At 45.1% G+C, this 25,278-nt stretch carries 21 protein-coding genes; 12 read left to right on the top strand and 9 right to left on the bottom strand.

Features of this window, described 5'->3' with window-relative positions; translation table 11 throughout:
* Positions 1-145: 145 nt before the first annotated feature.
* Positions 146-1,213: a peptide chain release factor 1 gene (gene prfA, locus PLE34_RS01565; RefSeq protein ID WP_324553527.1), complete on the bottom strand. Its 1,068-nt coding sequence runs from the start codon at positions 1,211-1,213 to the stop codon at positions 146-148.
* Positions 1,214-1,379: 166 nt separating this feature from the next.
* Between prfA and PLE34_RS01570 the strand changes: the two genes are divergently transcribed.
* From PLE34_RS01570 to PLE34_RS01580, 3 genes are read left to right on the top strand one after another with little or no spacing between them, the layout of a single operon-like run.
* Positions 1,380-2,546 (top strand): amidohydrolase family protein, encoded by a 1,167-nt coding sequence (locus PLE34_RS01570; RefSeq protein WP_324553530.1) that lies wholly within the window; start codon positions 1,380-1,382, stop codon positions 2,544-2,546.
* A 28-nt stretch (positions 2,547-2,574) separates the two neighbouring features.
* A complete protein-coding gene (gene trmB, locus PLE34_RS01575; RefSeq protein ID WP_324553532.1) occupies positions 2,575-3,294 on the top strand; it encodes a tRNA (guanosine(46)-N7)-methyltransferase TrmB in 720 nt (239 codons plus the stop codon).
* Positions 3,260-3,658 (top strand): MGMT family protein, encoded by a 399-nt coding sequence (locus PLE34_RS01580; RefSeq protein ID WP_324553535.1) that lies wholly within the window; start codon positions 3,260-3,262, stop codon positions 3,656-3,658. Before trmB ends, PLE34_RS01580 begins: the two co-directional genes overlap by 35 nt.
* Positions 3,659-3,727: 69 nt before the next feature.
* On the opposite strand, the gene PLE34_RS01585 is transcribed toward PLE34_RS01580, so the two are convergent.
* Positions 3,728-3,853, bottom strand: coding sequence for a hypothetical protein (locus PLE34_RS01585; RefSeq protein WP_324553538.1), 126 nt, complete (start codon positions 3,851-3,853; stop codon positions 3,728-3,730).
* Here PLE34_RS01585 and PLE34_RS01590 point away from each other — a divergent pair.
* Complete coding sequence (locus PLE34_RS01590; RefSeq protein ID WP_324553541.1) at positions 3,852-5,159, top strand: DUF3748 domain-containing protein; 1,308 nt, start codon at positions 3,852-3,854, stop codon at positions 5,157-5,159. The genes PLE34_RS01585 and PLE34_RS01590 overlap by 2 nt on opposite strands.
* Positions 5,160-5,185: 26 nt before the next feature.
* Here PLE34_RS01590 and PLE34_RS01595 read toward each other — a convergent pair whose 3' ends face one another.
* Positions 5,186-6,211 (bottom strand): transglutaminase-like domain-containing protein, encoded by a 1,026-nt coding sequence (locus PLE34_RS01595; protein ID WP_324553543.1) that lies wholly within the window; start codon positions 6,209-6,211, stop codon positions 5,186-5,188.
* 191 nt (positions 6,212-6,402) lie between these two features.
* Between PLE34_RS01595 and PLE34_RS01600 the strand changes: the two genes are divergently transcribed.
* Complete coding sequence (locus PLE34_RS01600) at positions 6,403-7,194, top strand: hypothetical protein (protein WP_324553545.1); 792 nt, start codon at positions 6,403-6,405, stop codon at positions 7,192-7,194.
* 1 nt (position 7,195) lies between these two features.
* Here the strand turns inward: PLE34_RS01600 and PLE34_RS01605 are convergent, their stop codons facing one another.
* The 6 genes from PLE34_RS01605 to PLE34_RS01630 all read right to left on the bottom strand — a co-directional run bounded on the left by PLE34_RS01605 (position 7,196) and on the right by PLE34_RS01630 (position 12,535).
* On the bottom strand, positions 7,196-7,741 hold the full coding sequence (locus PLE34_RS01605; RefSeq protein WP_324553547.1) for a DNA-3-methyladenine glycosylase I: 546 nt from the start codon (positions 7,739-7,741) through the stop codon (positions 7,196-7,198).
* A gap of 264 nt (positions 7,742-8,005) precedes the next feature.
* Positions 8,006-8,419 (bottom strand): Dabb family protein, encoded by a 414-nt coding sequence (locus tag PLE34_RS01610; RefSeq protein ID WP_324553549.1) that lies wholly within the window; start codon positions 8,417-8,419, stop codon positions 8,006-8,008.
* Between the two features lie 19 nt (positions 8,420-8,438).
* Positions 8,439-9,608 carry an N-acetylmuramoyl-L-alanine amidase gene (locus tag PLE34_RS01615; protein ID WP_324553552.1) on the bottom strand — a complete coding sequence of 390 codons (1,170 nt, stop codon included), beginning with the start codon at positions 9,606-9,608 and terminating at the stop codon, positions 8,439-8,441.
* Between the two features lie 477 nt (positions 9,609-10,085).
* Entirely contained in the window at positions 10,086-10,691 is a 606-nt protein-coding gene (locus tag PLE34_RS01620) for a L,D-transpeptidase family protein (RefSeq protein WP_324553555.1), read from the bottom strand.
* A 228-nt stretch (positions 10,692-10,919) separates the two neighbouring features.
* On the bottom strand, positions 10,920-11,513 hold the full coding sequence (locus PLE34_RS01625; protein ID WP_324553558.1) for a MerR family transcriptional regulator: 594 nt from the start codon (positions 11,511-11,513) through the stop codon (positions 10,920-10,922).
* 50 nt (positions 11,514-11,563) lie between these two features.
* Positions 11,564-12,535 (bottom strand): M23 family metallopeptidase, encoded by a 972-nt coding sequence (locus PLE34_RS01630; protein WP_324553560.1) that lies wholly within the window; start codon positions 12,533-12,535, stop codon positions 11,564-11,566.
* 136 nt (positions 12,536-12,671) lie between these two features.
* Between PLE34_RS01630 and alaS the strand changes: the two genes are divergently transcribed.
* The 7 genes from alaS (at position 12,672) to PLE34_RS01665 (ending at position 25,254) form a co-directional block, all read left to right on the top strand.
* Complete coding sequence (gene alaS / locus PLE34_RS01635) at positions 12,672-15,311, top strand: alanine--tRNA ligase (RefSeq protein WP_324553561.1); 2,640 nt, start codon at positions 12,672-12,674, stop codon at positions 15,309-15,311.
* Between the two features lie 245 nt (positions 15,312-15,556).
* The gene (locus PLE34_RS01640) at positions 15,557-16,030 is read left to right on the top strand and encodes a Dps family protein (RefSeq protein ID WP_324553562.1); all 474 of its coding nucleotides are present in this window, start codon (positions 15,557-15,559) and stop codon (positions 16,028-16,030) included.
* A 266-nt stretch (positions 16,031-16,296) separates the two neighbouring features.
* On the top strand, positions 16,297-19,077 hold the full coding sequence (locus PLE34_RS01645; protein WP_324553564.1) for a PVC-type heme-binding CxxCH protein: 2,781 nt from the start codon (positions 16,297-16,299) through the stop codon (positions 19,075-19,077).
* A gap of 8 nt (positions 19,078-19,085) precedes the next feature.
* The gene (locus PLE34_RS01650) at positions 19,086-21,050 is read left to right on the top strand and encodes a glycoside hydrolase family 127 protein (RefSeq protein WP_324553566.1); all 1,965 of its coding nucleotides are present in this window, start codon (positions 19,086-19,088) and stop codon (positions 21,048-21,050) included.
* Positions 21,051-21,086: 36 nt separating this feature from the next.
* A complete protein-coding gene (locus PLE34_RS01655) occupies positions 21,087-22,247 on the top strand; it encodes a trans-sulfuration enzyme family protein (RefSeq protein ID WP_324553568.1) in 1,161 nt (386 codons plus the stop codon).
* Positions 22,248-22,354: 107 nt separating this feature from the next.
* Entirely contained in the window at positions 22,355-23,830 is a 1,476-nt protein-coding gene (locus PLE34_RS01660; RefSeq protein WP_324553570.1) for a TolC family protein, read from the top strand.
* Positions 23,831-23,847: 17 nt separating this feature from the next.
* On the top strand, positions 23,848-25,254 hold the full coding sequence (locus PLE34_RS01665; RefSeq protein WP_324553572.1) for an efflux RND transporter periplasmic adaptor subunit: 1,407 nt from the start codon (positions 23,848-23,850) through the stop codon (positions 25,252-25,254).
* Positions 25,255-25,278 lie beyond the last annotated feature (24 nt).

Consider the following 25,278-nt stretch of genomic DNA (forward strand, 5'->3'; position numbering starts at 1 on the left):
GAATGCAACTAAGCGCAAAGTGAGGGAAAAAAGAAGGAGGACTTATCCAATTTTTAGTAGCTACTTCCCTGATACCTGATCGCTAATTACCGCAACGGATAGTCCCTGCATCCTGCAACTTGTAACCTGCATCCTGCACCCATCCTCAAACCCCCTCGTGCGTAAGCTTTTCCGCATTTTCAGCAAACTGGAGCGCATCAATAAACTCCTGGAGGTCGCCGTTCATTACATTATCAAGATTATATACGGTAAGGCCTATACGATGATCGGTAACCCGTCCCTGCGGAAAATTATAGGTCCTGATCTTTGCCGACCGGTCGCCTGTGCTCACCAGGCTTTTCCTGTGCCGAGCAATTTCATCTTCCTGCTTGCGCACCTGTTCTTCATATAGCCGGGTACGCATCATTTGCATGGCTTTTTCACGATTTCCCAATTGCGAACGTTCAGTCTGGCATATAATAACCGTGCCGGTAGGAATATGCGTTAGCATTACCTTGGTTTCTACTTTATTTACATTTTGTCCGCCCGCGCCGCCGCTTCGTGAAGTTTCCATTTTAACATCGCTTTCTCTCAATTCAAAATCTACTTCATCCGCCTCTGGCATCACCGCCACGGTAGCAGCGCTGGTGTGCACCCGTCCGCTGGCCTCGGTATGCGGTACCCGCTGCACCCGGTGTACGCCGCTCTCGAACTTCAGCGTACCATACACATCTTCGCCTACCACTTCCAGCTCAACTTCTTTGTACCCGCCAACGGTACCTTCATTTTCGCTAAGGATTGTCGTTTTCCATCCCCTGCCTTCACAATAGCGGATGTACATGCGCAGCAAATCGCCCGCGAACAACGAAGCCTCATCGCCTCCCGTTCCGGCACGTATTTCCAGAATAGCGTTCTTTTCATCCTGCGGGTCTTTGGGTATCAGCATCTGGCGGATCCCCGCTTCCATCTTTTCCTTCTGCTCTTCCAACAAAGGCAGCTCCTCTTTGGCCAGCTCCCGCATTTCCGCATCATCTCCATGTAATACTTCAGTATAAAATGCAAGATTCTCCAATACCTTTTTATACGCGTCATACGACTGCACAATCTTTTCAAGGCTGCGGTATTCCCTGCTGGTAGCGGTAAACCTTTTATTGTCGTTTACAATTTCCGGATTGGTTAACGCAACACCCAACTGGTCAAATCTTGCCTTTATCGCTTCTAATTTGTCTAACATCGCTATGGTTCCACAATTGCCCGTGGATGGTTTTGTGTTATTTTTGTGCTCCCGGCTTTCGAACCGCTGCGCAACTTATCTTGCCTGCCTGGCGGCAGACAGGCGTTGCACACTTCAGGTTGCGGTAAGCCCTTCAGCTTTTCAGGGCAGCAAAGTTAATTCAGCTATGGCGTATTGCAAATTTCAGGCAGATCAATTATTTACCGGGCGCCAACTGCTCGGTCATTCACATATTCTCATTACCGATGAAGGGGGCACTGTACTGGATATAATAACTGAAGACGCAGGGGAGGACATTCAGCAACTCACCGGCATGCTCATGCCCGGCCATATAAACTGCCACTGCCACCTGGAGCTCAGCCATATGCGCAACCATATCCCCGCAGGGCAGGGACTTACCGCCTTTATATCGGCCGTAATGCGTTCGCCGCAGGTTGAACAGGAAGAAAAAAACCGGCACATGGCCCTGGCCGACCAGGAAATGTATCTTAAAGGAATTGTAGCAACAGGCGATATCTCCAATCAAACCTGTTCTTTACGGCAAAAAGTTAAAAGTCCTGTACAATGGTATAATTTTCTTGAAATCACCAATCTTGATGACACAAAAGCCGCAGAACGGGTGGCACTATACAGCCGGATGGAAGACGAATTTATGCAGGCGCTTCCGGCTGATTCAGCAACAGCGCTTTCCCCGCACGCCATATACAGTGTTTCCCCACTCACTTTTTCTCTTATCAATACCCATACAAAAAACAAAACAATAACCATACATAACCAGGAATGTGCCGATGAGGATGAACTGCTTACTAAAGGAAGCGGCCGTTTCATTCCCTTTTATGAAAGTATCGGCCGCAAGTCTGTACCGTTACCTGTATCCGGGAAAAGCAGTGTACGCACCTGGCTGCCTTATTTCAACAACGGGCAAACCATTATCCTGGTACACAATACCTATATGGCTGAAGAAGATATCGTGTTCGCCAATACATACGCTTTACAAAACGGGTTGCGGTTAGTATATTGTTTTTGTCCCAATGCCAATTTATATATAGAAGAAACACTGCCCGCGGTTGATCTTTTCATCAAACACAATTGTCATATCGTTCTGGGAACGGATAGTTATGGCAGCAACCGGCAATTAAGCATTACCAGCGAAATGGTGGCTATTCATTCTCATTTCCCGCATATTCCGGTAGCTACCCTGCTGCAATGGGCTACCTTAAACGGAGCGGAGGCCCTGCATTGGGAAAACAGCCTGGGCAGCTTTGAAAAAGGCAAACAGCCGGGCATCGTACTGGTAAAAAAAGATTTAAGCAATTCGGTAAGGATCCTGTAAACCGGCTCCTCCTTATCTTTGTTTGCTTATGGGCCACAAAAAATTAATACGGTTTGAAGCAATTAAAGCGTTCCCTAACGTATTGCAATACCCGCAGGGCATGCAGGGAAAATGGAATGCCTTTTTTGGCAACGGTAATGGCATTACGCTGGAGCTGGCCTGTGGCAAAGGGGAGTATACGGTAGCGCTGGCTCAAAAATATCCCAACCGGAACTTCATAGGTATTGACCTGAAAGGCAACCGCATATGGGCAGGCGCAAAAAAATGTTTGGAAGAAGGAATAAAGAATGCTGCGTTTTTACGCACACAAATTGAAAAGATCACCGATTATTTTGCAGCCGGCGAGGTGCAGGAAATATGGATCACTTTCCCCGACCCGCAGTTGCGGCTTTCAAGAGCAAAGAAGCGGCTCACACACCCCAGGTTTTTACGGCTGTACCGGCAGATACTTGCGCCTGGCGGCTTTGTTCACTTAAAAACAGATTCACCCAACCTGTATCATTTTACTAAATTAGTATGCGCAATATATGAGCTTCCCCTAACGGAAGATGATGAGGATGTATATGCCCGGCAGGAGGTCAGCGAAGAGCTGAAAATAAAAACCTATTACGAAAGCTTAGACATTGCAGGAAGTAACCGGGTGCACTATTTGAAATTCAGCCTCCCCCAGAACCTTCCGCCGGAAAAAGATGAGCAACTAAAGCAATTATTGCATGAAACGCAGATCAAAACCGGCGGTTACGGATAACAAAACCGCTATACCGGCAAAAGTAAAACGAAAGGACTCTTTTTTTGAATCGGTATATGACGTGGTACGGCTCATACCCAAAGGACGCGCCACTTCATACGGTGCCATTGCGGCCTACTTAGGCACAAAGCTATCAGCCCGTATGGTAGGCTGGGCAATGAACGCAGCAGGCACCGCGCTTCCGCCGGTACCGGCGCACCGCGTAGTAAACCGCAATGGTATGCTAAGCGGGAAGCATCATTTTGCCACACCCACTTTAATGGCGGATCTTTTAAAAAGTGAAGGCATAAAAGTTAAAAACGACACCATTGTGAATTTTGAACAGATATTCTGGGATCCAGCCAAAGCATTGGAACCCGGATAACAACAGGATGCTGATGCCCCTATGACGGATACCGGTATGAGCAGGTGATCAATAATTTTTGCACTGCCGCTATAGTATCTCCCATCCATATTTTACTCTGTACACAGTGATGTATAAGCCATATAGAATAATCCTGCCATTGGCTGCTTTTGGTTTTTTTTCAATGGCTTCCTGTTCAAATAAAAAATTAAACATGCCAATGCGCTTTACCGAAACACAGCTTACCCATGACCCTCATGGTCATTTCCTGAATTCAACCCAGGTTTTTTCTCCGGATGATGAATGGATCGTATACGACACCCGCAATGATGATGGCGGCATTGGCGTTACCGGCAGCATTGAAATGGTAAATGTACAAACAGGTAAAATACAACCCCTGTATCATACGCAGCATCAAACAAAATATGGACCGGGCGTAGGTGCGGCAACCTTTTCACCGGCTGATCCTGCGGTTTTGTTCATTCATGGCATACGTAATGCCAATGAAGAACATCCTTATGGTTTTACCCGTCGTACAGGTGTGGCTATCCATACCGCTAACCCTTTTGAGCCTGTGTTTATGGATGCCCGCAATATAACGCCTCCTTTTACGCCCGGGGCTTTGCGCGGCGGAACGCATGCGCATACATGGAGCGGCGACGGGAAATGGATAAGCTTCACTTATAATGATTATATCATGGAGCAGTTATCCAAAACAGATACGGCCGTTAAGGACCTGAGAACTATTGCCGTAATGATGCCGGGAAAAGTAACCGTGCCGGACGATGGCGCAATGGAAAATAATAATGGTGAATATTTTTCGGCAGTAGTGGCAAAGGTTACGGAAAACCCCGAACCGGGAAGTGATGAAATAGACAAAGCATTCGATGAAGGCTGGATCGGTAGTAAAGGATATCAGAAGACCGATGGAAGCCGGCAACACCGTGCTGTTGCTTTCCAGGGCAATGTACGAAATGAAAAAAACGAAACGATAGCGGAAATTTTTGTAACCGATATTCCGGATGATATTACCAAAGCCTCTCCTGGCGGCCATTTGGAAGGAACTGCTTACACCCGTCCCGATCTGCCTGCGGGAGTAGTACAAAGAAGGATTACCTATACCCAACAAGGCGTTCAGGGACCCAGGCATTGGTTGCGTACCACCCCCGATGGAACCCTGATTTTATTTATGGCAAAAGATCCGAAGGGTGTTATTCAGGTTTTTGGCGTATCGCCCAATGGGGGAGCCATCAGCCAGGTCACTTTTAATGATTTTTCTATCCAGGGACCTATCAACATAAGTCCCGATGGTAATTATGTTTCCTATATAGCCGATAATAGTGTATTCATCACCGGTATAAAAACCCATGCTTCTGAAAGGTTAACCCCCCGCGATATAACTGAAGAGGCGCCCTTCGGAGCAGCAATATGGTCGAACAATGGCCGGATATTAGCTTTCAACCGCCGGGTAAAAAAAGAAGAAGAAAAATATGTACAGCTGTTTTTGCTGAAGCAGCAATAGATAAAATTTGAGCAGATTTTGAAACACTAATCCTGGTTCAGTGTTTCAAAAGTGCCTTCCCATTTAACATTTGTAAAAGGTTTGCCGTCTATCTCAACGTATGGATCGGCAAAAATATTCAATGCCGGACCTTGTTGGGCGGGCTCAAGCACCACATCTCTTCCGTGCGAAACAGTAAGATAAAGGTTGCTTAAAGTTCCAAATAAATAATCCCGGAGTTCCGGATGTTTGTCGGCTTCAGACGCATCAATGGTGATCCAGCCCGGACCCTGCACATAAAACCTGGCCCAGCAATGCCAGTCTTTTACTTTCCCTTTACCCAGGGTGGCTCTCAATGGCAAGCCAAAAACGTGGTCTGCCGGGATCCCCTCAGACCGGCACAATGCAATAAAAACAGAGTGATAGTCTGAACAATCACCTGTTTTGCTGTTGCAGGCCCATAGCACATCGCCAATTCCTGCACCCGGCGCTTTGTAATTGTAAATCATATTATCAATCAAGTAATCATATATCTGCCGTGCTGCTTTAATGGGCTCTTTTTCTAATTGCAATTGCTGCCGGATGGTTTCAACCGGTCCGTCAAGAGGGATCAACCTGTTACCTGCCAGGTACACCTTCATCTTCCCGCCAACATCTGCTTTGGGCAAATTGGTCAGGGCCCTGGCTTCCGGTACCAACTTTTCCCATAATTTTATTTTATACTTCAGGGTAATAGTTAAGCTGTCCTTAGCGTTTACCTTATCCATCATAATCTGGCTATAATATATCTGGTTGCCATATTTGCGCTCAGTAGTTATTTTCCCTGAGGCCGGTCCTGACAGCAATGCTACTGTTTGCCGTTCATCAGAGGAGGGAACAGGTATCCAGCAGTTTAATTGCTTTGCAGCGGAGGGAATATTCGTAATATGGCAGGTATAGGTAAGTGTTAGTGTACGCGGCTGAGTAGTATCGGCATAGCCGCTGCACGCAATACAACAGGCTGCTAATAATGTTAGATACAACTTGTATGAACGCACCCGTCTGGGAAACAAAATACCTTGTTGTTCCTGCATTTTCAGGTATTAAAAATATTTAGACAAAGTACAACCGGATGCAACAGTTTTCAAAAATTAAAGCTCAACTTTAGTCAATACAACTGGAAAATAAGCAGGCATCCAGATTATGAAGATAAGCTAATTATGTTCATCAAAATCATGCGTTTTATAAAAATGAAGAGGTGAAACATCCTTACAAAACTTTCATTATGAAACATAAATACATTTTATTTTTTAGCCTGATTGCTCTTGCAGTATGCAGCAGTTGCAACCGGTACTATTACAAGCCCAATGGGGTAAATGCTCCTTTGTTTACAGATGGGGGGCAGGCGCACCTGAATGTAGCGGGCAGTATAGGCGGTAACGGCGGAGATTATGACTATGAGGGAACACGGTATGTTTTTGATTTGCAAGGTTCGGTTTCCCCTGTAAAGCACCTGGGTATTATTGCCAATTACAGCACCTACGATTATACCCCCGATAATCCCGATGCCATCAATGGTAATGTAGATGGTAAAGCGCACTTACTTGAGTTTGGTGTGGGAGGATATTACGCCAAAGGCAACAAATTTAAAATGGTTGCAGACTGCTATGTGGGCTATGGAACCGGCCAGATCAGGAGTGATGTTGATATGCGGCTGAAACGTTTTTTTATACAGCCCGGTATAGGTGTTCGCTCTCCTGCCTTCGATGCCGCATTTAACCTCCGGCTGGTGAGCGCGAAATACGATCATTTTAATGCAAAAGGAATGAGCAACGATTATCTTTTGCAGCAAAACCTTATCAACAGCAGCGGGCGAAGGATTGATAATACCAATTATGCTTTTGTTGAACCCTCTTTTACGGTAAGAACAGGATACAAATTCCTTAAGGTACAATTGCAAACGGTATTTGCCCAGGAAATTACGAGTGTGCCCTGGGATTACAGTCCGGCCAGGTACACGGTGGGACTATATTTCAGTTTGGAAGATGCCATAGCGGAGGCCATGAAGGGCCGGTAACTTACCGGTTCCAGGCAGGTTTGCGCTTTATTATTTTTTTATATACAGGACAATCAGCGGTGTGCGCGCCGGGTAAATATCCTGTGCTTAGAAGAAACTCATTTACAATTTCACCTCCTGTGAATTTGAAGGTGGCTTTAAATATCTTCATCCATTCTTCTTTGGTTTTAGGATGATGATGTTCTATCCAGTTTTTGAAAGAGCCGAATTCCTTTTGAAGCTGAATAACCGCTTTGGCATTTTCAATGGCCGCATTCACTTTCAGGCGGTTTCTTATAATGCCGGCATCACTGAGCAATCGTTCCCTGTCCTTCTCCGTATATTTTGCAATACGGGCTATGTTGAAATTGTGATAGGCTTTCCGGAATCCTTTCTCTTTTTTTAAAATGGTAGTCCAGCTTAAACCCGCCTGGTTGATTTCCAGAATTAAACGGCAAAACAATTCATTATCCTCGGCAATAGGAAACCCGTAGTGGTTATTGTGATAATCCCGGTGCACATTTTCTTCCTCAGCGCTTAACCCGTTTACATAACTGCAATAGCTCATGGTATAATATGTAATTTAGCGGTCAGCTTTCAGCTGTCGGCTATCGGCAAATGATGTCTCATAGCCGGGTTGGAGTTTATGGTTTTTAGTTTTTTGTTTAACGTTGTATTCCTTCGGATTTCAAACTTAAAGCTTCGGATTTGAATTTTATCTGCCGCAGCGAACAGGCCTGGTTCTTGTCATTTGTGATTTGGAGCTTCATCTGTCCGCGGTCTGACCCTCCTTTGTCGGGTGCCGACCGCTTTCATTTTCACATTTCAATACTCACACATTCACCGTATCATATACCACCACTTTTTTCCAGAGGTGTTTGCATTCCTCGACGAACTTCAGATGAATGGGATCGGTTTGATAGCTATCCTGGTCTGCCTTATTATTAAACAACAGCAGCCACGATACAGAATAGGAACTGTCTATTACATCGCGGCTGGTATTGGCGGGTTTGCCAATATAAAAGGTTTTAATGGTTTTTACGGCGGAGAGCTTACGCAATCCGGCAACCAGTTGCTCAAAGTCTGTTTTACTGTCAGGGTTATTCAACCAAAAATAAACGTGATGGATAAAAGTATTGTTATCACTCATAGCTTGTGTATTTACAATAGCGCCTGCTGTTATTACCGTAGCAATGGCTGTTTTAGTAGTTTGATGAACAAACTTACGACGCGAAATTTTATGCATGGGTAAATTTATGAAAAGCTTACTTCATTTCCTTCAGCCAGTCTTTTATACCCTTATAGATTTTTTTGGCTACCGCATTATGAAAGCGGGGATCTAATATACGTTTTTCATCCTCCACGTTACTTAAAAAAGCCACTTCAACCAGGCAATTGGGATAATCTGTTGGGCCGTTAAGGGAAAAATTAAAACCGCCCACATTCCCCGCTTCAGCCAAAGAAAGCTCAAGCATACGCCGTAATATAGCCTGAGACAGGCTTCTGAAACCAATATAACGGTAATAGGTACTCGTTCCTTTAACCGTCATATTGCCCGAAGAATTAAGATGAATACTGATCAGCAGGTGTGGGTTTTCGGACCTCAGCATTTCCACACGTTCCGGCATACCAAGCGTAGTATCCTTTTCGCGGGTCATATATGTTGCCACTCTTTTCCGCTTCAATAATTTGTTTACTGCCTGCGCAATTTTAAGGGTATATTCTTTCTCTTTTATATTACTGGTTATGCCTGTAGCGCCTGTGTTTGTTCCGCCATGCCCCGCATCAATCGCTATTTTCAGCTTGCGGATCTTTAAATCCCCGGGCTGCCGTTTTACGCTTATCACCAGCTTTTGTCCGGTACTGTCGTAGCCAATGTGATATCCCCAGTGCTGCGCATGCTTTAACTCAATGAACACCCGCATCACATCATCTTCTATTTGTTCATACCAGGCGTTTTTGATTTCCTTCACCGAGCCAAACTGTGATATCCAGTTGGTATTGGAAGTAGCGCCAAAAATATCCACCACAATACGTGCCGGACTGATCTGCTGTACACTGCGATAAGGCAGTCTTTCATCCAAGCTAATGGTAACATAATCGAAGCGGTCATCTCCGTACACACGCCAGCTCGATGTAAGATAATAGGGCTTCGGCATTTTGCAGGGCAGCCATTGGGTAGCGGCCTTGTCAATATAGGCGAAATGATGCGCAGAGAGCTGTACTTTATAATCGGTGTTCACGGAATCTACCACCCGCATTACAATGCCCGTATCGAGATAAGTCATTTTTGCGCCGCCTAAACGGTCCTGCCCCAATCCATATTTTAAAAATGGGAGCTTACCGGTGGTTTGTATCATCATCATTTTTGTAGTATCCTGCGCGGCAGCAATAAGGGGAAAACAGAGCAGGAAAGAGCAAAGCACTTTTTTCATTTGCTGAAGATAAAGCAAACCTGTTTTAAAAAGAAAACCCCACGGCAGGCAGTGTGGGGTTTCTTTTTCTGTGTATCCGTTATGTTTTACATGCACGGAAAAGATAAGCACATCCTTATAGATCGTAATCAGGCGGCTTTCGCTGCAAGGCGTTTCTTTTTTATACGAATGATAATTATTGGCGGTTGCGCAACAGCAGGCATGCAGGTTTAAAGGATAAATGATTTAGCTTTTGATAACAGGAAAGGCAGGATTTGAGACTGGTGCAGGTTACAGGAGGGGTACATGTTACAGGGGTATTGCTCATGGCTCCTGTTTTGTGTTGCTGATAGCAGACCGCTGATCGCCCTCTTCGGATTTCGGATTTTAATTTTCGGATTTAGTATTTAAATCAACTCAGGGAACAGGCCTGCCTGCCGGTAGGCAAGTTTGGTTTTTGCTTTTTAGTTCTTGTTATTTTGCTCTCCTCTGCATTTATCATTTCTCAATGATCACTTCTGTACCAATGGGCAGCATATCATACAGTTCATCCATATCGCTGTACCGTACAGCAATGCAGCCGGCGGTCCAGTTAACATATTTGTCAATCACCCATTCTTCATTGGGTCGCGTGCCATGAATGCCTATGCCGCCACCAATGGTGGCTTTTTTAGGTATAGCGCCCGTTGCTTTACGCATTTGAAACTTTTCATAGCTTTCTTTGGTTGGATAATCGAGCATCAGAAATTTTCCCCATTGCTTGTGGATCTTCTTGCCCACAATCCTGAAATGCCCTTCGGGAGTAAGTCTGTCGCCTTCCATGCGCTTATCTTCCTGGCTTTTATTACCAAAAACTACCGGGTAGGTGCCATACCAGCCCTCCTGGTCAAATAAGGTCATCTCGTAGGCGCCCTTTTTTATTACCAAACGGTAAGCCGAACTGGCAGGGACATTTGCAGCCTTCTGCTTAAACTGAGTGGCCGAAGTATCCAAAACGGCTGAAGGTGTATCGGTTAAAACAAATGATTTCTTATTAATGCTTTGAAAGCCAAAGCATGTTCCAGACACCAGGAATGCAAAAAGAAATCGCACAGGATTGATCATAGTGAATAACAATTAGGCATCAAAAAAAACGCATAGCCGGGCTTAATATTTCCACTTACGCATTTCTTTAACCTTTGATATAACCGCAAATTAAAAGCCGTTAATTGTTAGTTTTTACATAATAAATGGTTTCGCTTCTCAGCATTTGCTTTACAGACTGTTAAAATATTTCGCTGGAAATAAATAGGGGTTACCAAATATCAACCCGGGCGGCAACATATTTAAATATTATAAACCTGCCTTAAGCTCTAATAAAAAACCTTTAAGCTTTTCTAAGCGCTGTATGATCCCGAAGTTCTGCTGCGCTTTCAATTTGTTTTTTTTAAGGTAGTCCTTAGCGCCTTCAATGGTATATTTCCTTTGCCGCAGCAAGTGATGGATAAGAGAGAGATTTTTAATGTCTTCAGGTCGAAAATGCCGGTCGCCCTTCCTGTTCTTTCGTGGTTTTAAAATATCAAATTCGGTTTCCCAGTAGCGTAGCAAAGAGGTATTGAGGTTAAACATTTCAGCTACTTCGCCAATGCTATAGTATTGTTTTTTAAAGAGCGTTTCATCATCCGGGATGCTGATCATGGCAGATTCGGCATCCATTTCTTTTATGGATTTCCGTCCTCTTTTGCCTTTTTTTACGGGAGTATTTTCTTTCTTATGCCTGGCAGGAAACGCCGGCGTACCGGGTGACGGAGCCTGATCAGCAGGCTCCGTTGTGGCATTAGCCACAGGAATAGCGGGTTGCTCCTGCTTACCGGGCTCCGCCTTAAGGGTAGGTTTAACAGGCTGCTCATCTGCATGAGATCCAAACAAATCCAATTGCTTAACCATACTGCTAAATTAACGGTATGCAGAAAAAATGATACCGGAAATTATCAACATTAATCAAAGCTCTGATTGCCGGATGCGGCTATTTTTACGATCCGGTCAAATTGCTCCGGCGTAAGATCATTATAAAAAAAGTAAATGGGATCAATATGCCGCTTATTTTTCCGGACTTCATAATGTAAATGCGGCCCGGTAGATTTGCCCGTGCTGCCCACCCAGCCTATCAGCTCTCCACGTTTTACTTTTTGTCCTACTTTGGCTTTAATGCGGTACTGGTGTCCGTACAGGGTTTCATACCCGTATCCATGATTAATAATAACATGATTGCCATAACCATTACCGGTATTGCCCGCCAACCGCACCACACCATCTGCCGTGGCATAAATAGGTGTGCCCTGCGGTGCGGCAAAATCGAGCCCTGCATGCATTTTAACGGTTTTATAAACGGGGTCTATACGGTAGCCGAAGCCCGAAGCTACCCGGCTGAGATCCTTATTGCTCACCGGCTGAATAGCCGGGGTAGCTGCCAGCATCTTTTCCTTATCCCTTATCATGGCCTCAATGTCCTGGTACGATTTTTTCTGAAAAGCAATACGGTTCATCATTTTATCTAATGTAGCGGCAATGGAGTAAGCCAGCTCATTATCCTCCATGCTTTCCGCCAATTGTGCTTCCTGCTGCTTTTCCATACGCTTTGCCCTGGCGCTGTCGGGTATAGGGTTGGCTTCAAATATCTCGCGGTATACGTGATTGTCTCTTTTTTCCAGCTCTGCCATCTGTTGCTGTATAGATTTTACCTTATTGTTCAGGAGCCGGTAATCATCCTTAATGCGCTCATTTTCCTGGCGCATAAGCATTTCTTTAGGTGAATCAATAACCCGGAAAGCGATTACCACAATGATTAAAGCGGTTACTATAGCCCCGGCTAAAAACCCCAGTATACGCAGGAGCTTTACCCTCAGGGGAGTCACCAGTTTTTCGTAACGGAGTGAATTGGTATTGTAGTAATACTTTATTTTTTTCATGAAGCAGGTATCTGACGCCGGCTTTATTCACCATATAAAATCCAGCTATAATTTAACTACCTTCGCACCCGGTTTTGCGGGTAAAGGCAAATATAAAATTTAAACGTTCAAACCCCACAAAAAATATAACGGAGTAATGATGACTTCAGTACAAATAAGGCAGGCTTTCCTTGATTTTTTTCAATCCAAACAACACCGCATCGTTTCATCAGCTCCTATTGTGGTTAAGAATGATCCCACGCTTTTGTTTACCAACGCAGGAATGAACCAGTTTAAAGATTATTTCCTGGGAAATAAAAACGCGCCTTACCAGCGGGTAGCCGATACGCAAAAATGCCTGCGGGTAAGCGGCAAGCATAACGACCTCGAAGAAGTAGGGGTAGACACATACCACCATACCATGTTTGAAATGCTGGGCAACTGGAGCTTTGGCGATCCTGCCCGTCCCGAAGGCGGGTACTTCAAAAAAGAAGCGATTGCCTGGAGCTGGGAACTGCTAACGGAAGTATACAAAGTATCAAAAGACCGTATTTATGTAACCATTTTTGAAGGAGACGAAAAAGAAGCCCTGCCCAAAGATGAAGAAGCGTACAATGAATGGAAAAAAGTAATTGCGGAAGAAAGGATATTGCCGGGGAAGAAAAAAGATAACTTCTGGGAAATGGGCGATACGGGCCCCTGCGGTCCCTGTACAGAGATACACGTGGATTGCCGGAGCGATGAAGAGAGAAAAGCCGTGGATGGTAAAACCCTGGTAAATAATGATCATCCGCAGGTAATTGAAATATGGAATAATGTATTTATACAATTCAACCGTTTAAAGAACAGCAGGCTCGAGCCACTTCCGGCGCGCCATGTAGACACCGGGATGGGATTTGAAAGATTAGTGCGGGTATTGCAGGAAAAGAATTCAAATTATGATACAGACATTTTTACCGGTACTATTGCGCATACAGAAAAAATAACGGGCCGGCAATACGATTTCGGCAGCAGTAAGCAGTCCATAGCTTTTAGGGTGCTTGCCGATCATATCAGGGCTATTTGCTTTACCATTGCCGATGGGCAATTACCCTCCAATACCGGCGCAGGCTATGTAATAAGAAGGATATTAAGGAGGGCTGTAAGGTATTATTATTCTTATCTGGATTACAAACAACCCCTGCTCCACCAGTTGGTGATGGATATAGCCCTGCAGTTCAAATATGTTTTCCCGGAATTGTACCAGCAGGCAGCATTTGTTATAAAAGTGGTAAGGGAAGAAGAAGATGCCTTTTTGAGAACGCTGGAAAAGGGTTTGAAACGCATGGAGGATATTATCGGGTCGGCAGGGAATAATGCCGTCATTTCAGGCAAAGACGCGTTTGAACTATATGATACTTACGGGTTTCCTGTTGACCTCACACGCCTGATTGCCGAAGAAAATAAGTTAGCGGTGGATCAGAGCGGTTTTGAAAAAGAAATGCAGGAACAAAAAAATCGCAGCCGTGCGGCAACAACAATTGACACCGAAGACTGGATTGAAGTTAACAAAGCAGATAAAACCGCCTTCGTTGGCTACAATGACCTGTTGATAGAAACACGCGTAGTTAAATACAGGAAGGTTAAAGCAAAAGGAAAAGAACAATACCAGTTGGTATTAGCCACCACCCCCTTTTATGCCGAAAGCGGCGGACAGGTTGGCGATAAAGGCGTGCTTCAGTTTGGAGATAAAAAGATTGCCGTTACAGATACTAAAAAAGAGAATGACTTGATCATTCATTTTGTAGAAGAGCTGCCGGCCGATATTACACTTCCGGTTACCGCTTCGGTAAATTTTGAAAACCGTTTGTACACCATGTACAACCATACCGCCACGCATTTGCTTCATGCCGCGTTGCGTCAGGTATTGGGTAACCATGTGGCACAAAAAGGCTCACTGGTTTCGCCCGGTGAGCTCCGTTTCGATTTTTCACATTTTGCTAAAGTTACCGAAGAAGAGCTATGGAAAGTGCAGGCACTGGTGAATGAAAAGATCCGCGAAAACATTCCTGTTGTAATAAAGGAAATGCCTAAGGAAGAAGCATTACAATCAGGCGCTATGGCATTGTTTGGCGAAAAATATGGCGATACGGTACGGGTAGTAACCATTGACCCTGCATATTCAGTTGAACTGTGTGGCGGCACGCACGTTGGCAATACGGGTATGATCGGCTTCTTCACTATTGTTACAGAATCCGCGGTAGCAGCGGGCGTAAGACGCATTGAAGCATTAACCGGGCCGGCAGCCCTGCAGTATGGTTACGACCGTATAAGCGAGTACAGGCATATCAGCGAATTACTGAAAGCTAAAGACCCTTTAAAAGCCATTGAAAAGCTGTTAGAAGATAAAAATGCATTGCAGAAGAAAATTGATGGGTTAGAAGCCCGGCAGTTAGTACAGATCAGGAACGAGCTGCTGCAAAAAGATGAAACAGTAAATGGTGTAACTTTTATTGGTGATATTGTACAGGTAAGCCACGCGGATGCATTAAAGAAGATTTGCTTTGATGTAAAAAATAATCTCCGGGATTATGTAATTGTGCTCTGTGCTAATATTGACGGAAAGCCCTTTGTGGCCGTGGGTATGTCTGAAGTAGTTGCAGCGGCAAAGCAATTAGATGCGGCAAAGATCATTAAAGAGCATATTGCCCCGTTGATAAAGGGCGGCGGGGGAGGTCAAAAAACATTAGCCACGGCAGGCGGGCAGGATGCATCTCAGTTACGCCAGGTTATAGAAAAAGTAAAGTCTTTACTATAAAAAAATTTTACGGGTTATATAACTTGTTGAGGATGTATTGTAGAAGAAATTCCCCTGCCCCGGTAAAAATGAATGTAATTTCCGTTAACTTTAACAGCATACTTAATCATTATAAATAAACGAACCGTACCAAAATACTTTTCACGGCTCATTTTCAGTCAAACGGGAAAGCATTCCGGTACGTATGCTTTTGCAGGTTCTTTCATTGGTTTGATTATTGAGGGTAGTAATAAAAAAATCTATATATGGCTAAAGTAAACATCGGTATTACAGAAAAAAACAGGCAGGCCGTTGCCGGCGCACTAAACCAGGTTTTAGCAGACGAGCATATATTATACAATAAAACCCGCAGCTACCACTGGAATGTAGAAGGCCCGAGCTTTATGGAATTGCATAAACTGTATGAAGAACAGTATACAGTGTTGGCCGAAATCATTGACGAGATCGCTGAAAGGATACGTACGGTTGGGCATTACGCGGAAGGAAGACTGAAAGAGTTATTGAAGCTGGCTACTTTGGATGAGCCCCAGGTACCAACCCGGTTTGAAAAGCAAATACCCAACTTAGATGCTGATCATGAAACGATCATCAACAACCTGCGCAAGCTGATCAAAGAATTTGATGAAAAGTATAAGGATATTGGCAGCAGCGATTTTTTAACCGGCCTGCTTAAGCAGCATGAAAAAATGGCCTGGATGCTGAGATCTTATGTAGGATAATAATACCTTACTTATTTGAAGAAGGAGACAACCGGACTGATTCGTCTTTGTCTCCTTTTGTTTTTTTACCACCGGGGCATTACAGCAGCAAAAAGTATAGGGCAGGCGATCCCGCGCATATCCGGTATTCCCTGTCAGAAAATGTAATTATAAAACTTGTTTATTAAATGCGGCAAAATGAATAATTTCATTACCCGTTGCCTGCATTATCCGTGCATGGCATTGTTCCCGGGTAAATCATTTTATTCATTCAAAATACCTTTACAATGCGCCTGCCTTTACCTCAAGCAGTCTTTTTATTTTTTGTGGTTTGTTTTACCGGTTGTGCAACACCGCCTGATCAGGCAGCTATTCCAAAAATTGACAGGGAGTATGTCCTGGATGCTAAAATGACGGGGTATACCGGTATGGGCGGCGATATAGAAGGAATAAGAAATCCTGTATTGCGGGCAAAAATGGGGGAGCGGGTTATGATCAGGATTATTAACGGGGAGGTGATGTCGCACGATATTGTATTTGAAAAGGCAGGAGTGAAAAGCATGCCTGTAGTAGATAAAGGCGATACCACCAGTGTGGTGGTAGAGGCGAAGGAAGACGATACTTACTTTTGCAGTATCCCGGGTCACAGGCAGGTAATGCAGGGACGTTTTGAAATAGTAGAAACCTTTGATATGGCAGTGGTGGATGAAGGCGTATCGCCCCGTAAAAACGGTAAACCACTGAACCTGGGCTTCGAAAGAGGAAGCTTACAGGACTGGAAAGCAACCGGCAATGCGTTTAAACCCGGATCAGTGGCTTTTGATGCCGCGCCTCTCTACCCCGATTCGTTCCAGCTAAAACAGAGTGGCGATTATTACGTAAGCAGTGGCGGCACTTCCAATTACCAGGCCACGGGTGCCTTAACTTCGGAAACCTTTGAAGTAACGCATCCCTGGGCTTCTTTTAAAGTATCGGGCGGAGCATTAGAAGGGGTTAGAGTAGAATTATTACTCGCCGATTCTGCCCGGCCTTTCTTTAAAATTTCTGGAAGTATTACCGACGATCATATAACCGGCCCGCGGCAGGCTGCTTTCAGGCCTGTGGTGGTTGACCTGAAGCCATACCTGGGCAAAAAAATGTATATCCGACTGGTAGATGAAGAAAACGGGAAAGTTCCCGAGATCCATTATATCCGCGATAATGTGTGGGCGCAGATCGCTTTTGATGATTTTCGCTTCCACCGGGAACGGCCGCAATTTAATAATGAATTACGCCCGGAAGATATCGTGATCCTGCCGGCAAGGGATATTGTTAAGTATGCAGGGCTTTCGGGAACGGAAGCCGCTAAAGCCATGACGGTTCCGGAAGGATTTTCTGTTCAACTGGCGGCCGCAGAACCGGATATTGTTAAACCTATTGCCTTTACCACAGACGACAGGGGCCGCCTGTGGGTTGTGGAAGCACAAACCTACCCTGTGCGGGCTGAAGAAGGAAAAGGCAGGGACCGGATACTGATTTTTGAGGATACAGATGGTAATGGCACGCTCGACAGCCGGAAAGTATTTACAGAAGGACTTAACTTAGTAAGCGGCATCGAACTCGGCTTTGGGGGCGTATATGTGGGCGCCGCGCCGTATTTATTATTTATTCCAATTGATGAAACAGGAGACAGGCCGGCAGGAAAACCCGAAGTACTATTAGATGGATGGGGCTATGAAGACACGCACGAAACACTGAATACCTTACGCTGGGGGCCGGACGGATGGCTATATGGCACCCATGGTGTATTTACCCATTCCAATGTGGGAAAGCCCGGCGCTCCTGATGCAGAACGGCAACGTGTAAACGCAGGCGTATGGCGCTATCATCCCGTTCGTCATGAATTTGAAGTATTCGCCCATGGCACAAGCAATCCCTGGGGGCTCGACTTCAATGATTACGGCCATGCTTTTATTACGGCCTGTGTTATTCCGCATTTGTATCACATGATACAGGGAGGAAGGTATTACCGCCAGGGTGGGAAGCATTTCAATCCCTATACCTATGACGACATTAAAACCATTGCCGATCATGTGCACTGGATGGGTAACAGCGGGCCCCATGCCGGCAACTTCCGGTCGGCCGCCGCAGGTGGCGGACACGCCCATGCCGGTGCGATGTTTTACCTGGGAAATAAAAGCTGGGGACGCGACAGGAACGCTATTATGATGAATAACCTGCACGGGCACAGAGTGAATACAGACCTGCTGTTGCGTTCGGGTTCAGGCTATACCGCAAGCCACGGCAAGGACTTTATACTAAGAAATGATTCCTGGTCGCTCTGGCTCAATTTTGAGATCGCGCCCGGCGGATCGGTATTTGTAATAGACTGGTACGACAAAAACCAATGCCATAATCCCAACCCGGCTGTGCATAACAAAACACTTGGGCGCATATTTAAAATATCGCACCGCGATGATAAATGGGAACCTATAGACCTGTCTAAAAAAACCAACCTGGAGTTGGTACAATTGCAGCTTCATGACAATGAATGGTATGTAAAACACGCCCGCCGGCTGCTGCAGGAAAGAAAAGCAGGCAGTGATGTGCATCAGGCTTTATGGAAAATATTAAATGATAATCCCGACGTTACCCGGCAATTAAGAGCGCTGTGGGCCCTGCATGTAACAAAGGGGATCAGCGAACAACAGTTGCTGGGCCTGCTGGAAAATAAAAGTGAATATATACGCTCCTGGGCTATACAATTGCTGGCCGAGGAGAAAAAAGTTTCTGCCGATGCGCAACGCCATTTTGCCACATTGGCCCAAAAGGATACCGCTGCGCTTGTACGCCTGTATATTGCTTCAGCGCTCCAGCGAATGGAGCTGAACCAGCGATGGGACATTATTAAAAATCTTTGTGCCAGAAATGAAGATAATACAGATGTGAATATACCGCTGATGGTATGGTATGCATTTGAACCGCTGGTAGCAGCAGATCCGGCCAGGGCTTCGGCTTTGGCAAAGGATGCCCAACTGCTCAATATTGCCGGTTATGCAGCGCAACGTTTAAGTGAAGTTCAAAAATAAAGTCGAAAATGAAGCATATAAAAAAAGCGCTTTTAATGGTTCCGGTGATGTTTTTTGCAGCCGCCGCAGCGGCACAAACTTCGTTCCAGAAGTTATACCCGGTAAGCTTTTCCAACGTAACCATTAATGATCCCTTCTGGAAACCGAAAATGGAAACGGTAGCTACCGCTACGCTTGATGCCTGTGTTCGCTACACGCAGGATAAAACAGGGCGCATCCGCAATTTTGAAAAAGCTGCCAGGCGTTCCGGCAGGCATGAAGGCATCTATTACGATGACTCCGATGTATATAAAGCCATTGAGGCCATTGCTTATTCCCTCAAAAACTATCCTGACCCTGTATTGGAGAAAAATACGGATGAATGGATTGAAAAGATTGCTGCAGCGCAGTTACCGGATGGTTACCTGAATACCTATTACATACTAACGGACATTGATAAGCGCTGGACGGATATGGAAAAGCATGAGGACTATTGCGCCGGTCATCTTATAGAAGCCGGCATCGCTTATTATAATACCACCGGAAAAAATAAGCTGCTGCATACGGCCATCCGCTTCGCCGACCATATTGATTCCGTTTTCCGCCGGCAAAACAGGCCATGGGTGAGCGGCCACCAGGAAATTGAGCTGGCGCTGATGAAGCTCTACCATCACACACAAAATAAAAAATACCTGGAGCTGGCCAACTGGTTCCTGGAGCAAAGAGGGCACGGGAACGGCAAAGGGGTGATCTGGGATCAATGGAAAGATCCTGAATATTGCCAGGACGGGCTGCCGGTAAAGGATCAGCGTAAAATAACAGGGCATGCTGTAAGGGCGATGTATTTATATACCGGCGCCGCCGATGTAGCCGCCGTTACCGGCGATGCGGGCTATACTACCGCCATGGATGCGATATGGCAGGACGTGGTATTCCACCATATGTATATTACCGGAGGAATAGGCGCACAGGGAAGCAACGAAGGATTCGGCAAACCCTATGACCTGCCAAACGCTACCGCATATTGTGAAACCTGCGCCTCTGTAGGTATGGTATTCTGGAACCAGCGTATGAATATGCTTTCCGGCAACGCAAAATACATTGATGTACTGGAGAGAAGCCTGTACAACGGAGCGCTGGACGGCTTATCGCTTTCGGGTGATCGCTTTTTTTATGGTAACCCCCTGGCATCTTCAGGCAATCATAACCGGAGTGAGTGGTTCGGAACAGCCTGCTGCCCCTCGAATATTGCCCGGCTGGTAAGCTCCCTTGGCAATTACATATATGGAAGCTCGTCAAACGCGGTTTGGGTAAATCTGTTTGCAGGCAGTGCAGCCGGTATTCAAATGGCCAACAATAAAGTAAAGCTCAGTATGGAAACTGGCTATCCCTGGAAAGGAAATGTAAAAATAGTGGTATCTCCGGAAAAAAAGCAGCAGTTTGAATTGCGTATACGTATTCCGGGCTGGCTTTCCACGCCTGCGCCGGGCGACCTGTACCGTTATGAAACACCGGAAACAGATGTTCCGGAAATAAAAGTGAACGGAGTGCTGGTTCAATATACTGTTGACCAGGGATATGCCGTAATAAAGCGGGTTTGGAAAAAGGAGGATGTACTAACGATGGAACTGCCCATGAAAGTAAGAAGGATTGTAAGCAATCCTGCCGTTAAACAAAATGAAAACAGGGTAGCGCTTCAGTACGGCCCGCTGGTATATTGCGTGGAAGGCGCGGATGATGCATTTGCCGCAAAGCACGTAATCGTTCCGCCCGGCACCGGGTTCAAAACAACATTTGAGCCTGCTTTACTGGGTGGTGTAAACACCCTCGTTTTTAATGCTCCCGTAGTAACAATAAGCGGGAACGGGTTATCCGTATCTACGCTCACCCAAAAGGTAACGGCTATTCCTTATTTTAGCTGGAACAACAGGGGCGCCGGTGATATGCAGGTATGGCTGCCTTCGGCAATTCAGAAAATAAGTATAAATGAATAAGCGCTTTGTTGTTTTTACAAAAAGAAACAATAAGATATGGATATCTCCTACATCATTAATGAACTCGGTGAAGAGCGGGAACACTATTTTAATGCGGTGGCTCCGCCTATTATACAAACCAGCAATTTCGCCTTTAAAAAGGTTGATGATATGCGGAGGCTGTTTGAAGATGAGTATAGCGGGTATATCTACAGCAGGGGGCTGAATCCAACGGTTGATATCCTCCGAAAAAAATTAGCGGCGCTCGATGAAGCCGAAGATTGCCTTGTATTCAACAGCGGCGCTTCGGCCATATTCGCATCCGTGCTGGCCAATGTAAAAGCAGGCGATCATATTGTTTCGGTTAAGAAGCCTTATTTCTGGGCTCAACAAATGTTTAATGTAATATTGCCGCGTTTTGGCGTAACAACTACGTATGTTGATGGTACACAGATAGAAAATTTTGAAAGAGCCATCCTGCCCAACACCAGCGTCATTTACCTGGAATCGCCTAATTCATGGAGCCTTGCATTGCAGGACCTGGAAGCCGTGGCTGAGCTTGCCAAAGCGCAGGGTATTATTACGATTTGCGACAACAGCTATTGCACCCCTTTATACCAGAAGCCGCTAGCTATGGGCATTGATATGGCCCTGCAATCGGCAACAAAATACATAGGCGGTCACAGCGATGTAGTGGCCGGCGTATTAACCGGGAGCCACGCAATGATGACTAAGATCTTTAACAGCGAGTACCTTACCGCAGGAAACGGTATTTCACCTTTTAATGCGTGGTTGCTGATAAGGGGGTTAAGAACCCTTCCTGTACGCCTGCAAAAAGTAACAGAAAACACGAAAGCGGTACTGGCCTTTCTGAAAGCGCATCCAAAAGTGGAAGCCGTATTGTTTCCGCATGATGAAAGCTTTCCCCAGTATACATTGGCGAAACAACAGATGCAGGGCGCCTGCGGGCTTTTATCATTTTATCTTAAAGTGGAAAAAATTGAAGAGATCGTAACATTTTGTGAAAATCTTAAGCATATCCTTATGGCAGTGAGCTGGGGTGGCTATGAATCTTTGATCATTCCCGGATGTGCTTCCGTGGCTCAGGAAGCATATAACGTTGCCCAAAAGTCGCAACGTATGCTGCGGTTATATGTAGGACAGGAGGAGCCCGCTTACATCATTGAAGATTTAGAGCAGGCGCTAAATAATACATGAAGGGTTTTGCCAAATGTTTTTTTAGTTGAATATTTGTAAGATAAACGGGAAGCTGTTCTCTTCTAAAAAGTGCCGGTAGCCTGTTGCGGATATTATAAATTTGTTTCATGAGAAAACTATTATGCTGTCTGGTTGTATTTGCAACCTTAATGGCTAACCCAATTGCCAATGCACAAACAAATGTAAAATGGGATCTGCGGCGTTGTGTGGAATATGCGCTTACCAACAATGTTTCTGTAAGACAGGCCGATATACAGGCAAGACTTTCCGCTATTACGCTGAAGCAAAGCAGGCTCCAGCAAATACCTTCACTCAACTTTTCGGGTAATCACGGTTTTTCATTTGGGCGATCGCTCGATTATACAACGAACACATACACAGATAATAATTCAATGTATCAGCGATTAGGTTTGAATACAGAGGTGAATTTATTTAACTGGAATAGCCAAAAGAATACGATAAAATCAAATGATTATAATTACCAGGCCGATGCGGCGGCGGTAGATAAAGCAAAGAATGACATCGCGCTGAATGTGGCGCGGCAATACCTGCTGGTTCTATTAGATATGGAGCAGGCCGAGGTAACGGGTATACAATTAAAGCAAAGCCAGGCGCAATATCAGAATACGCGCAAACAGGTAGACGCCGGAGCGTTGCCGGAACTGAATGCGGCAGAATTAGAAGCCCAGGTAGCCAGGGACAGCGCCAACCTTATTACTGCACAAACCCAGATAGAAGTAGACAAACTTACCCTGAAAGCTCTCATCAATCTTCCCGCAGACGCTGTATTTGAGCTGGATGTTCCCCCGGTGGAACAAATACCCGTGGATAATATTCTTGAAATTTCTCCTGCAACCATATATGACCTGGCGATCCGGTCGCAACCACAGATCAGGGTCAATAACCTGCGCCTTCAGGCAGCTCAAAAAAACTATGAAGCCGCGAGGGGGAGACAATATCCAACGATTTCACTATTTGGACAATTGAACTCAAACTATAATACTTTTCTTAAAGGAGCAGAGATAAAGGATTTAGGTTATTTGCCTAACAATATACCGAACGCTGAGGTTTTTACACTAAGCGGAACAGGCAGGAACTATGTATATACTAAACAATACCAGGAGTACCCATTCCAAAAAAGCTTTAGTCAATTATGGAATGGATATGGCACATTGTTGAAAAATAACTTCGGACAGGGTATTGGTATAGGACTAAGCATTCCTATTTTTAATGGCTGGTCGGCACGTGCGAATATAGAAAGGGCAAAATGGGATATTAAAAGTAAAGAACTGGTTATTGAGCAGGATACGTTACAGTTAAAGCAGGACGTATACACCGCATTTAACCAGGCCCTGGGCTCCTTCCATACTTTCAATGCCCGGCAAAAAGAAGTGGCAACCGCGGAACGTTCTTTTGACCTCGCTTCCAAAAGATATGATATCGGGGCCATGCAAACCATTGAATGGCTTACCAATCAAAGCAATTTATACAATGCCAGGATCAATACGCTTATTGCCCAATACGATTATGTATTTAAGATGAAAGTGCTTGAGTTTTATAAAGGACAGGGCATCAGATTATAACTTCTAAACAACAACACATGAATAAAAAACTGCTGTGGATCATTATTAGCCTTGTGGCTTTGGTTATATTACTGGTAGTGTTGAAAAAGAACGGCGTAATAGGCAAGGAAGAAGGTATAAAAGTGTCTTCGGAAAAAGTAATACCCAGAGACATTACGGAAATTGTAACGGCAAGCGGCAAGGTGTATCCCGAAATAGAAGTAAAAATTAGTCCCGACGTTTCGGGCGAAATAACAGAGCTTAACGTGGAAGAAGGCGACAGTGTAAGAAAGGGGCAGGTGCTGGCACGTATATACGCTGATATTTATGCTACCCAGCGCGACCAGGCTGCGGCGCAGGTTGCCGGTCAGCAGTCGCTGGTATCCAATGCACAGGCGCAGCTGGAAGCATTAAAGTCTTCGCTGGAACTGGCCAAGCTTACTTTCAACAGGCAAAAGCAGCTATTGGATGATAAAGTAATTTCAAGAGCGGAGTTTGAACAGGCTGATAATACGTTAAAAACAGCACAGGCTAATTATGATGCAGCCCTGCAAAGCGTTCGCAGCAACCAGGCGCAGGTTCAGAGCGCTGCTGCCAACCTGCAAAAAGCCAATAAAGACCTGAGCAGAACAGAATTGATATCACCCATGACAGGCGTGGTGTCCTTACTAAGTGTAAAGAAAGGCGAAAGAGTAGTAGGGAACTCCATGATGGCCGGAACGGAAATGATGCGTATAGCAGACATCAGCGTGTATGAAATAAGAGTGGAGGTAGGCGAAAATGATGTGCAGAAAATTGACCTTGGTGACACCGCCATCATTGAAGTAGATGCATACAACAACCGTAAGTTTAAAGGGGTTGTTACCCAAATTGCCAGCAGCCAGAAGGGGGCAGCGCTGCAAACAGCCGCTTCATCAACCTCCAGCACCGATGTTACCAATTATGAAGTGAAGATCCGCATTCTCCGCGATTCTTATGCCGATCTTTTTGATCCTGCAAAACCCAAAAAATTTCCTTTTCGCCCGGGCATGAGCGCCAGCGCCGATATACAAACCAATACCAACAGGAATGTACTTTCCGTTCCCATTAACGCAGTAACCACCCGCGATAAAAAAGATACGGCAAGTGAAGGTGCTAAAGTGAAAGATGTTAAAAAAACAGAGCAGCCTGCTGCCGGGAATGATAACACCACCAACGAAAATCCTTCCGCCACCGCATCAGACGATCTGCTGGAAGTAGTGTTTGTATTGCAAAAAGATAATACGGTAAAATTAGTAACGGTAAAAACAGGCATACAGGATATTAACAATATTGAAATAACAGAGGGGCTGAATGAAGGAGACGAAGTTATTACCGGCCCCTATACTATTGTAAGCAAAACACTCAAAAACAAAACAAAAGTAAAGGTGGTTCCCAAAGAGCAATTATTTGAAATAAAGAATTAAAGGTTTGAGGCCTACTTTTGAGGC

This window comes from Agriterribacter sp. (genome assembly GCF_035445465.1).
Lineage (GTDB): Bacteria > Bacteroidota > Bacteroidia > Chitinophagales > Chitinophagaceae > Agriterribacter.

Excerpts from the sequence above, each read along its gene's own strand:
- prfA (WP_324553527.1), bottom strand. The coding sequence starts at position 1,213 with ATGTTAGACAAATTAGAAGCGATAAAGGCAAGATTTGACCAGTTGGGT.
- PLE34_RS01570 (WP_324553530.1), top strand. The coding sequence starts at position 1,380 with ATGGCGTATTGCAAATTTCAGGCAGATCAATTATTTACCGGGCGCCAA.
- trmB (WP_324553532.1), top strand. The coding sequence starts at position 2,575 with ATGGGCCACAAAAAATTAATACGGTTTGAAGCAATTAAAGCGTTCCCT.
- PLE34_RS01580 (WP_324553535.1), top strand. The coding sequence starts at position 3,260 with ATGAAACGCAGATCAAAACCGGCGGTTACGGATAACAAAACCGCTATA.
- PLE34_RS01590 (WP_324553541.1), top strand. The coding sequence starts at position 3,852 with ATGCCAATGCGCTTTACCGAAACACAGCTTACCCATGACCCTCATGGT.
- PLE34_RS01585 (WP_324553538.1), bottom strand. The coding sequence starts at position 3,853 with ATGTTTAATTTTTTATTTGAACAGGAAGCCATTGAAAAAAAACCAAAA.
- PLE34_RS01595 (WP_324553543.1), bottom strand. The coding sequence starts at position 6,211 with ATGCAGGAACAACAAGGTATTTTGTTTCCCAGACGGGTGCGTTCATAC.
- PLE34_RS01600 (WP_324553545.1), top strand. The coding sequence starts at position 6,403 with ATGAAACATAAATACATTTTATTTTTTAGCCTGATTGCTCTTGCAGTA.
- PLE34_RS01605 (WP_324553547.1), bottom strand. The coding sequence starts at position 7,741 with ATGAGCTATTGCAGTTATGTAAACGGGTTAAGCGCTGAGGAAGAAAAT.
- PLE34_RS01610 (WP_324553549.1), bottom strand. The coding sequence starts at position 8,419 with ATGCATAAAATTTCGCGTCGTAAGTTTGTTCATCAAACTACTAAAACA.
- PLE34_RS01615 (WP_324553552.1), bottom strand. The coding sequence starts at position 9,608 with ATGAAAAAAGTGCTTTGCTCTTTCCTGCTCTGTTTTCCCCTTATTGCT.
- PLE34_RS01620 (WP_324553555.1), bottom strand. The coding sequence starts at position 10,691 with ATGATCAATCCTGTGCGATTTCTTTTTGCATTCCTGGTGTCTGGAACA.
- PLE34_RS01625 (WP_324553558.1), bottom strand. The coding sequence starts at position 11,513 with ATGGTTAAGCAATTGGATTTGTTTGGATCTCATGCAGATGAGCAGCCT.
- PLE34_RS01630 (WP_324553560.1), bottom strand. The coding sequence starts at position 12,535 with ATGAAAAAAATAAAGTATTACTACAATACCAATTCACTCCGTTACGAA.
- alaS (WP_324553561.1), top strand. The coding sequence starts at position 12,672 with ATGATGACTTCAGTACAAATAAGGCAGGCTTTCCTTGATTTTTTTCAA.
- PLE34_RS01640 (WP_324553562.1), top strand. The coding sequence starts at position 15,557 with ATGGCTAAAGTAAACATCGGTATTACAGAAAAAAACAGGCAGGCCGTT.
- PLE34_RS01645 (WP_324553564.1), top strand. The coding sequence starts at position 16,297 with ATGCGCCTGCCTTTACCTCAAGCAGTCTTTTTATTTTTTGTGGTTTGT.
- PLE34_RS01650 (WP_324553566.1), top strand. The coding sequence starts at position 19,086 with ATGAAGCATATAAAAAAAGCGCTTTTAATGGTTCCGGTGATGTTTTTT.
- PLE34_RS01655 (WP_324553568.1), top strand. The coding sequence starts at position 21,087 with ATGGATATCTCCTACATCATTAATGAACTCGGTGAAGAGCGGGAACAC.
- PLE34_RS01660 (WP_324553570.1), top strand. The coding sequence starts at position 22,355 with ATGAGAAAACTATTATGCTGTCTGGTTGTATTTGCAACCTTAATGGCT.
- PLE34_RS01665 (WP_324553572.1), top strand. The coding sequence starts at position 23,848 with ATGAATAAAAAACTGCTGTGGATCATTATTAGCCTTGTGGCTTTGGTT.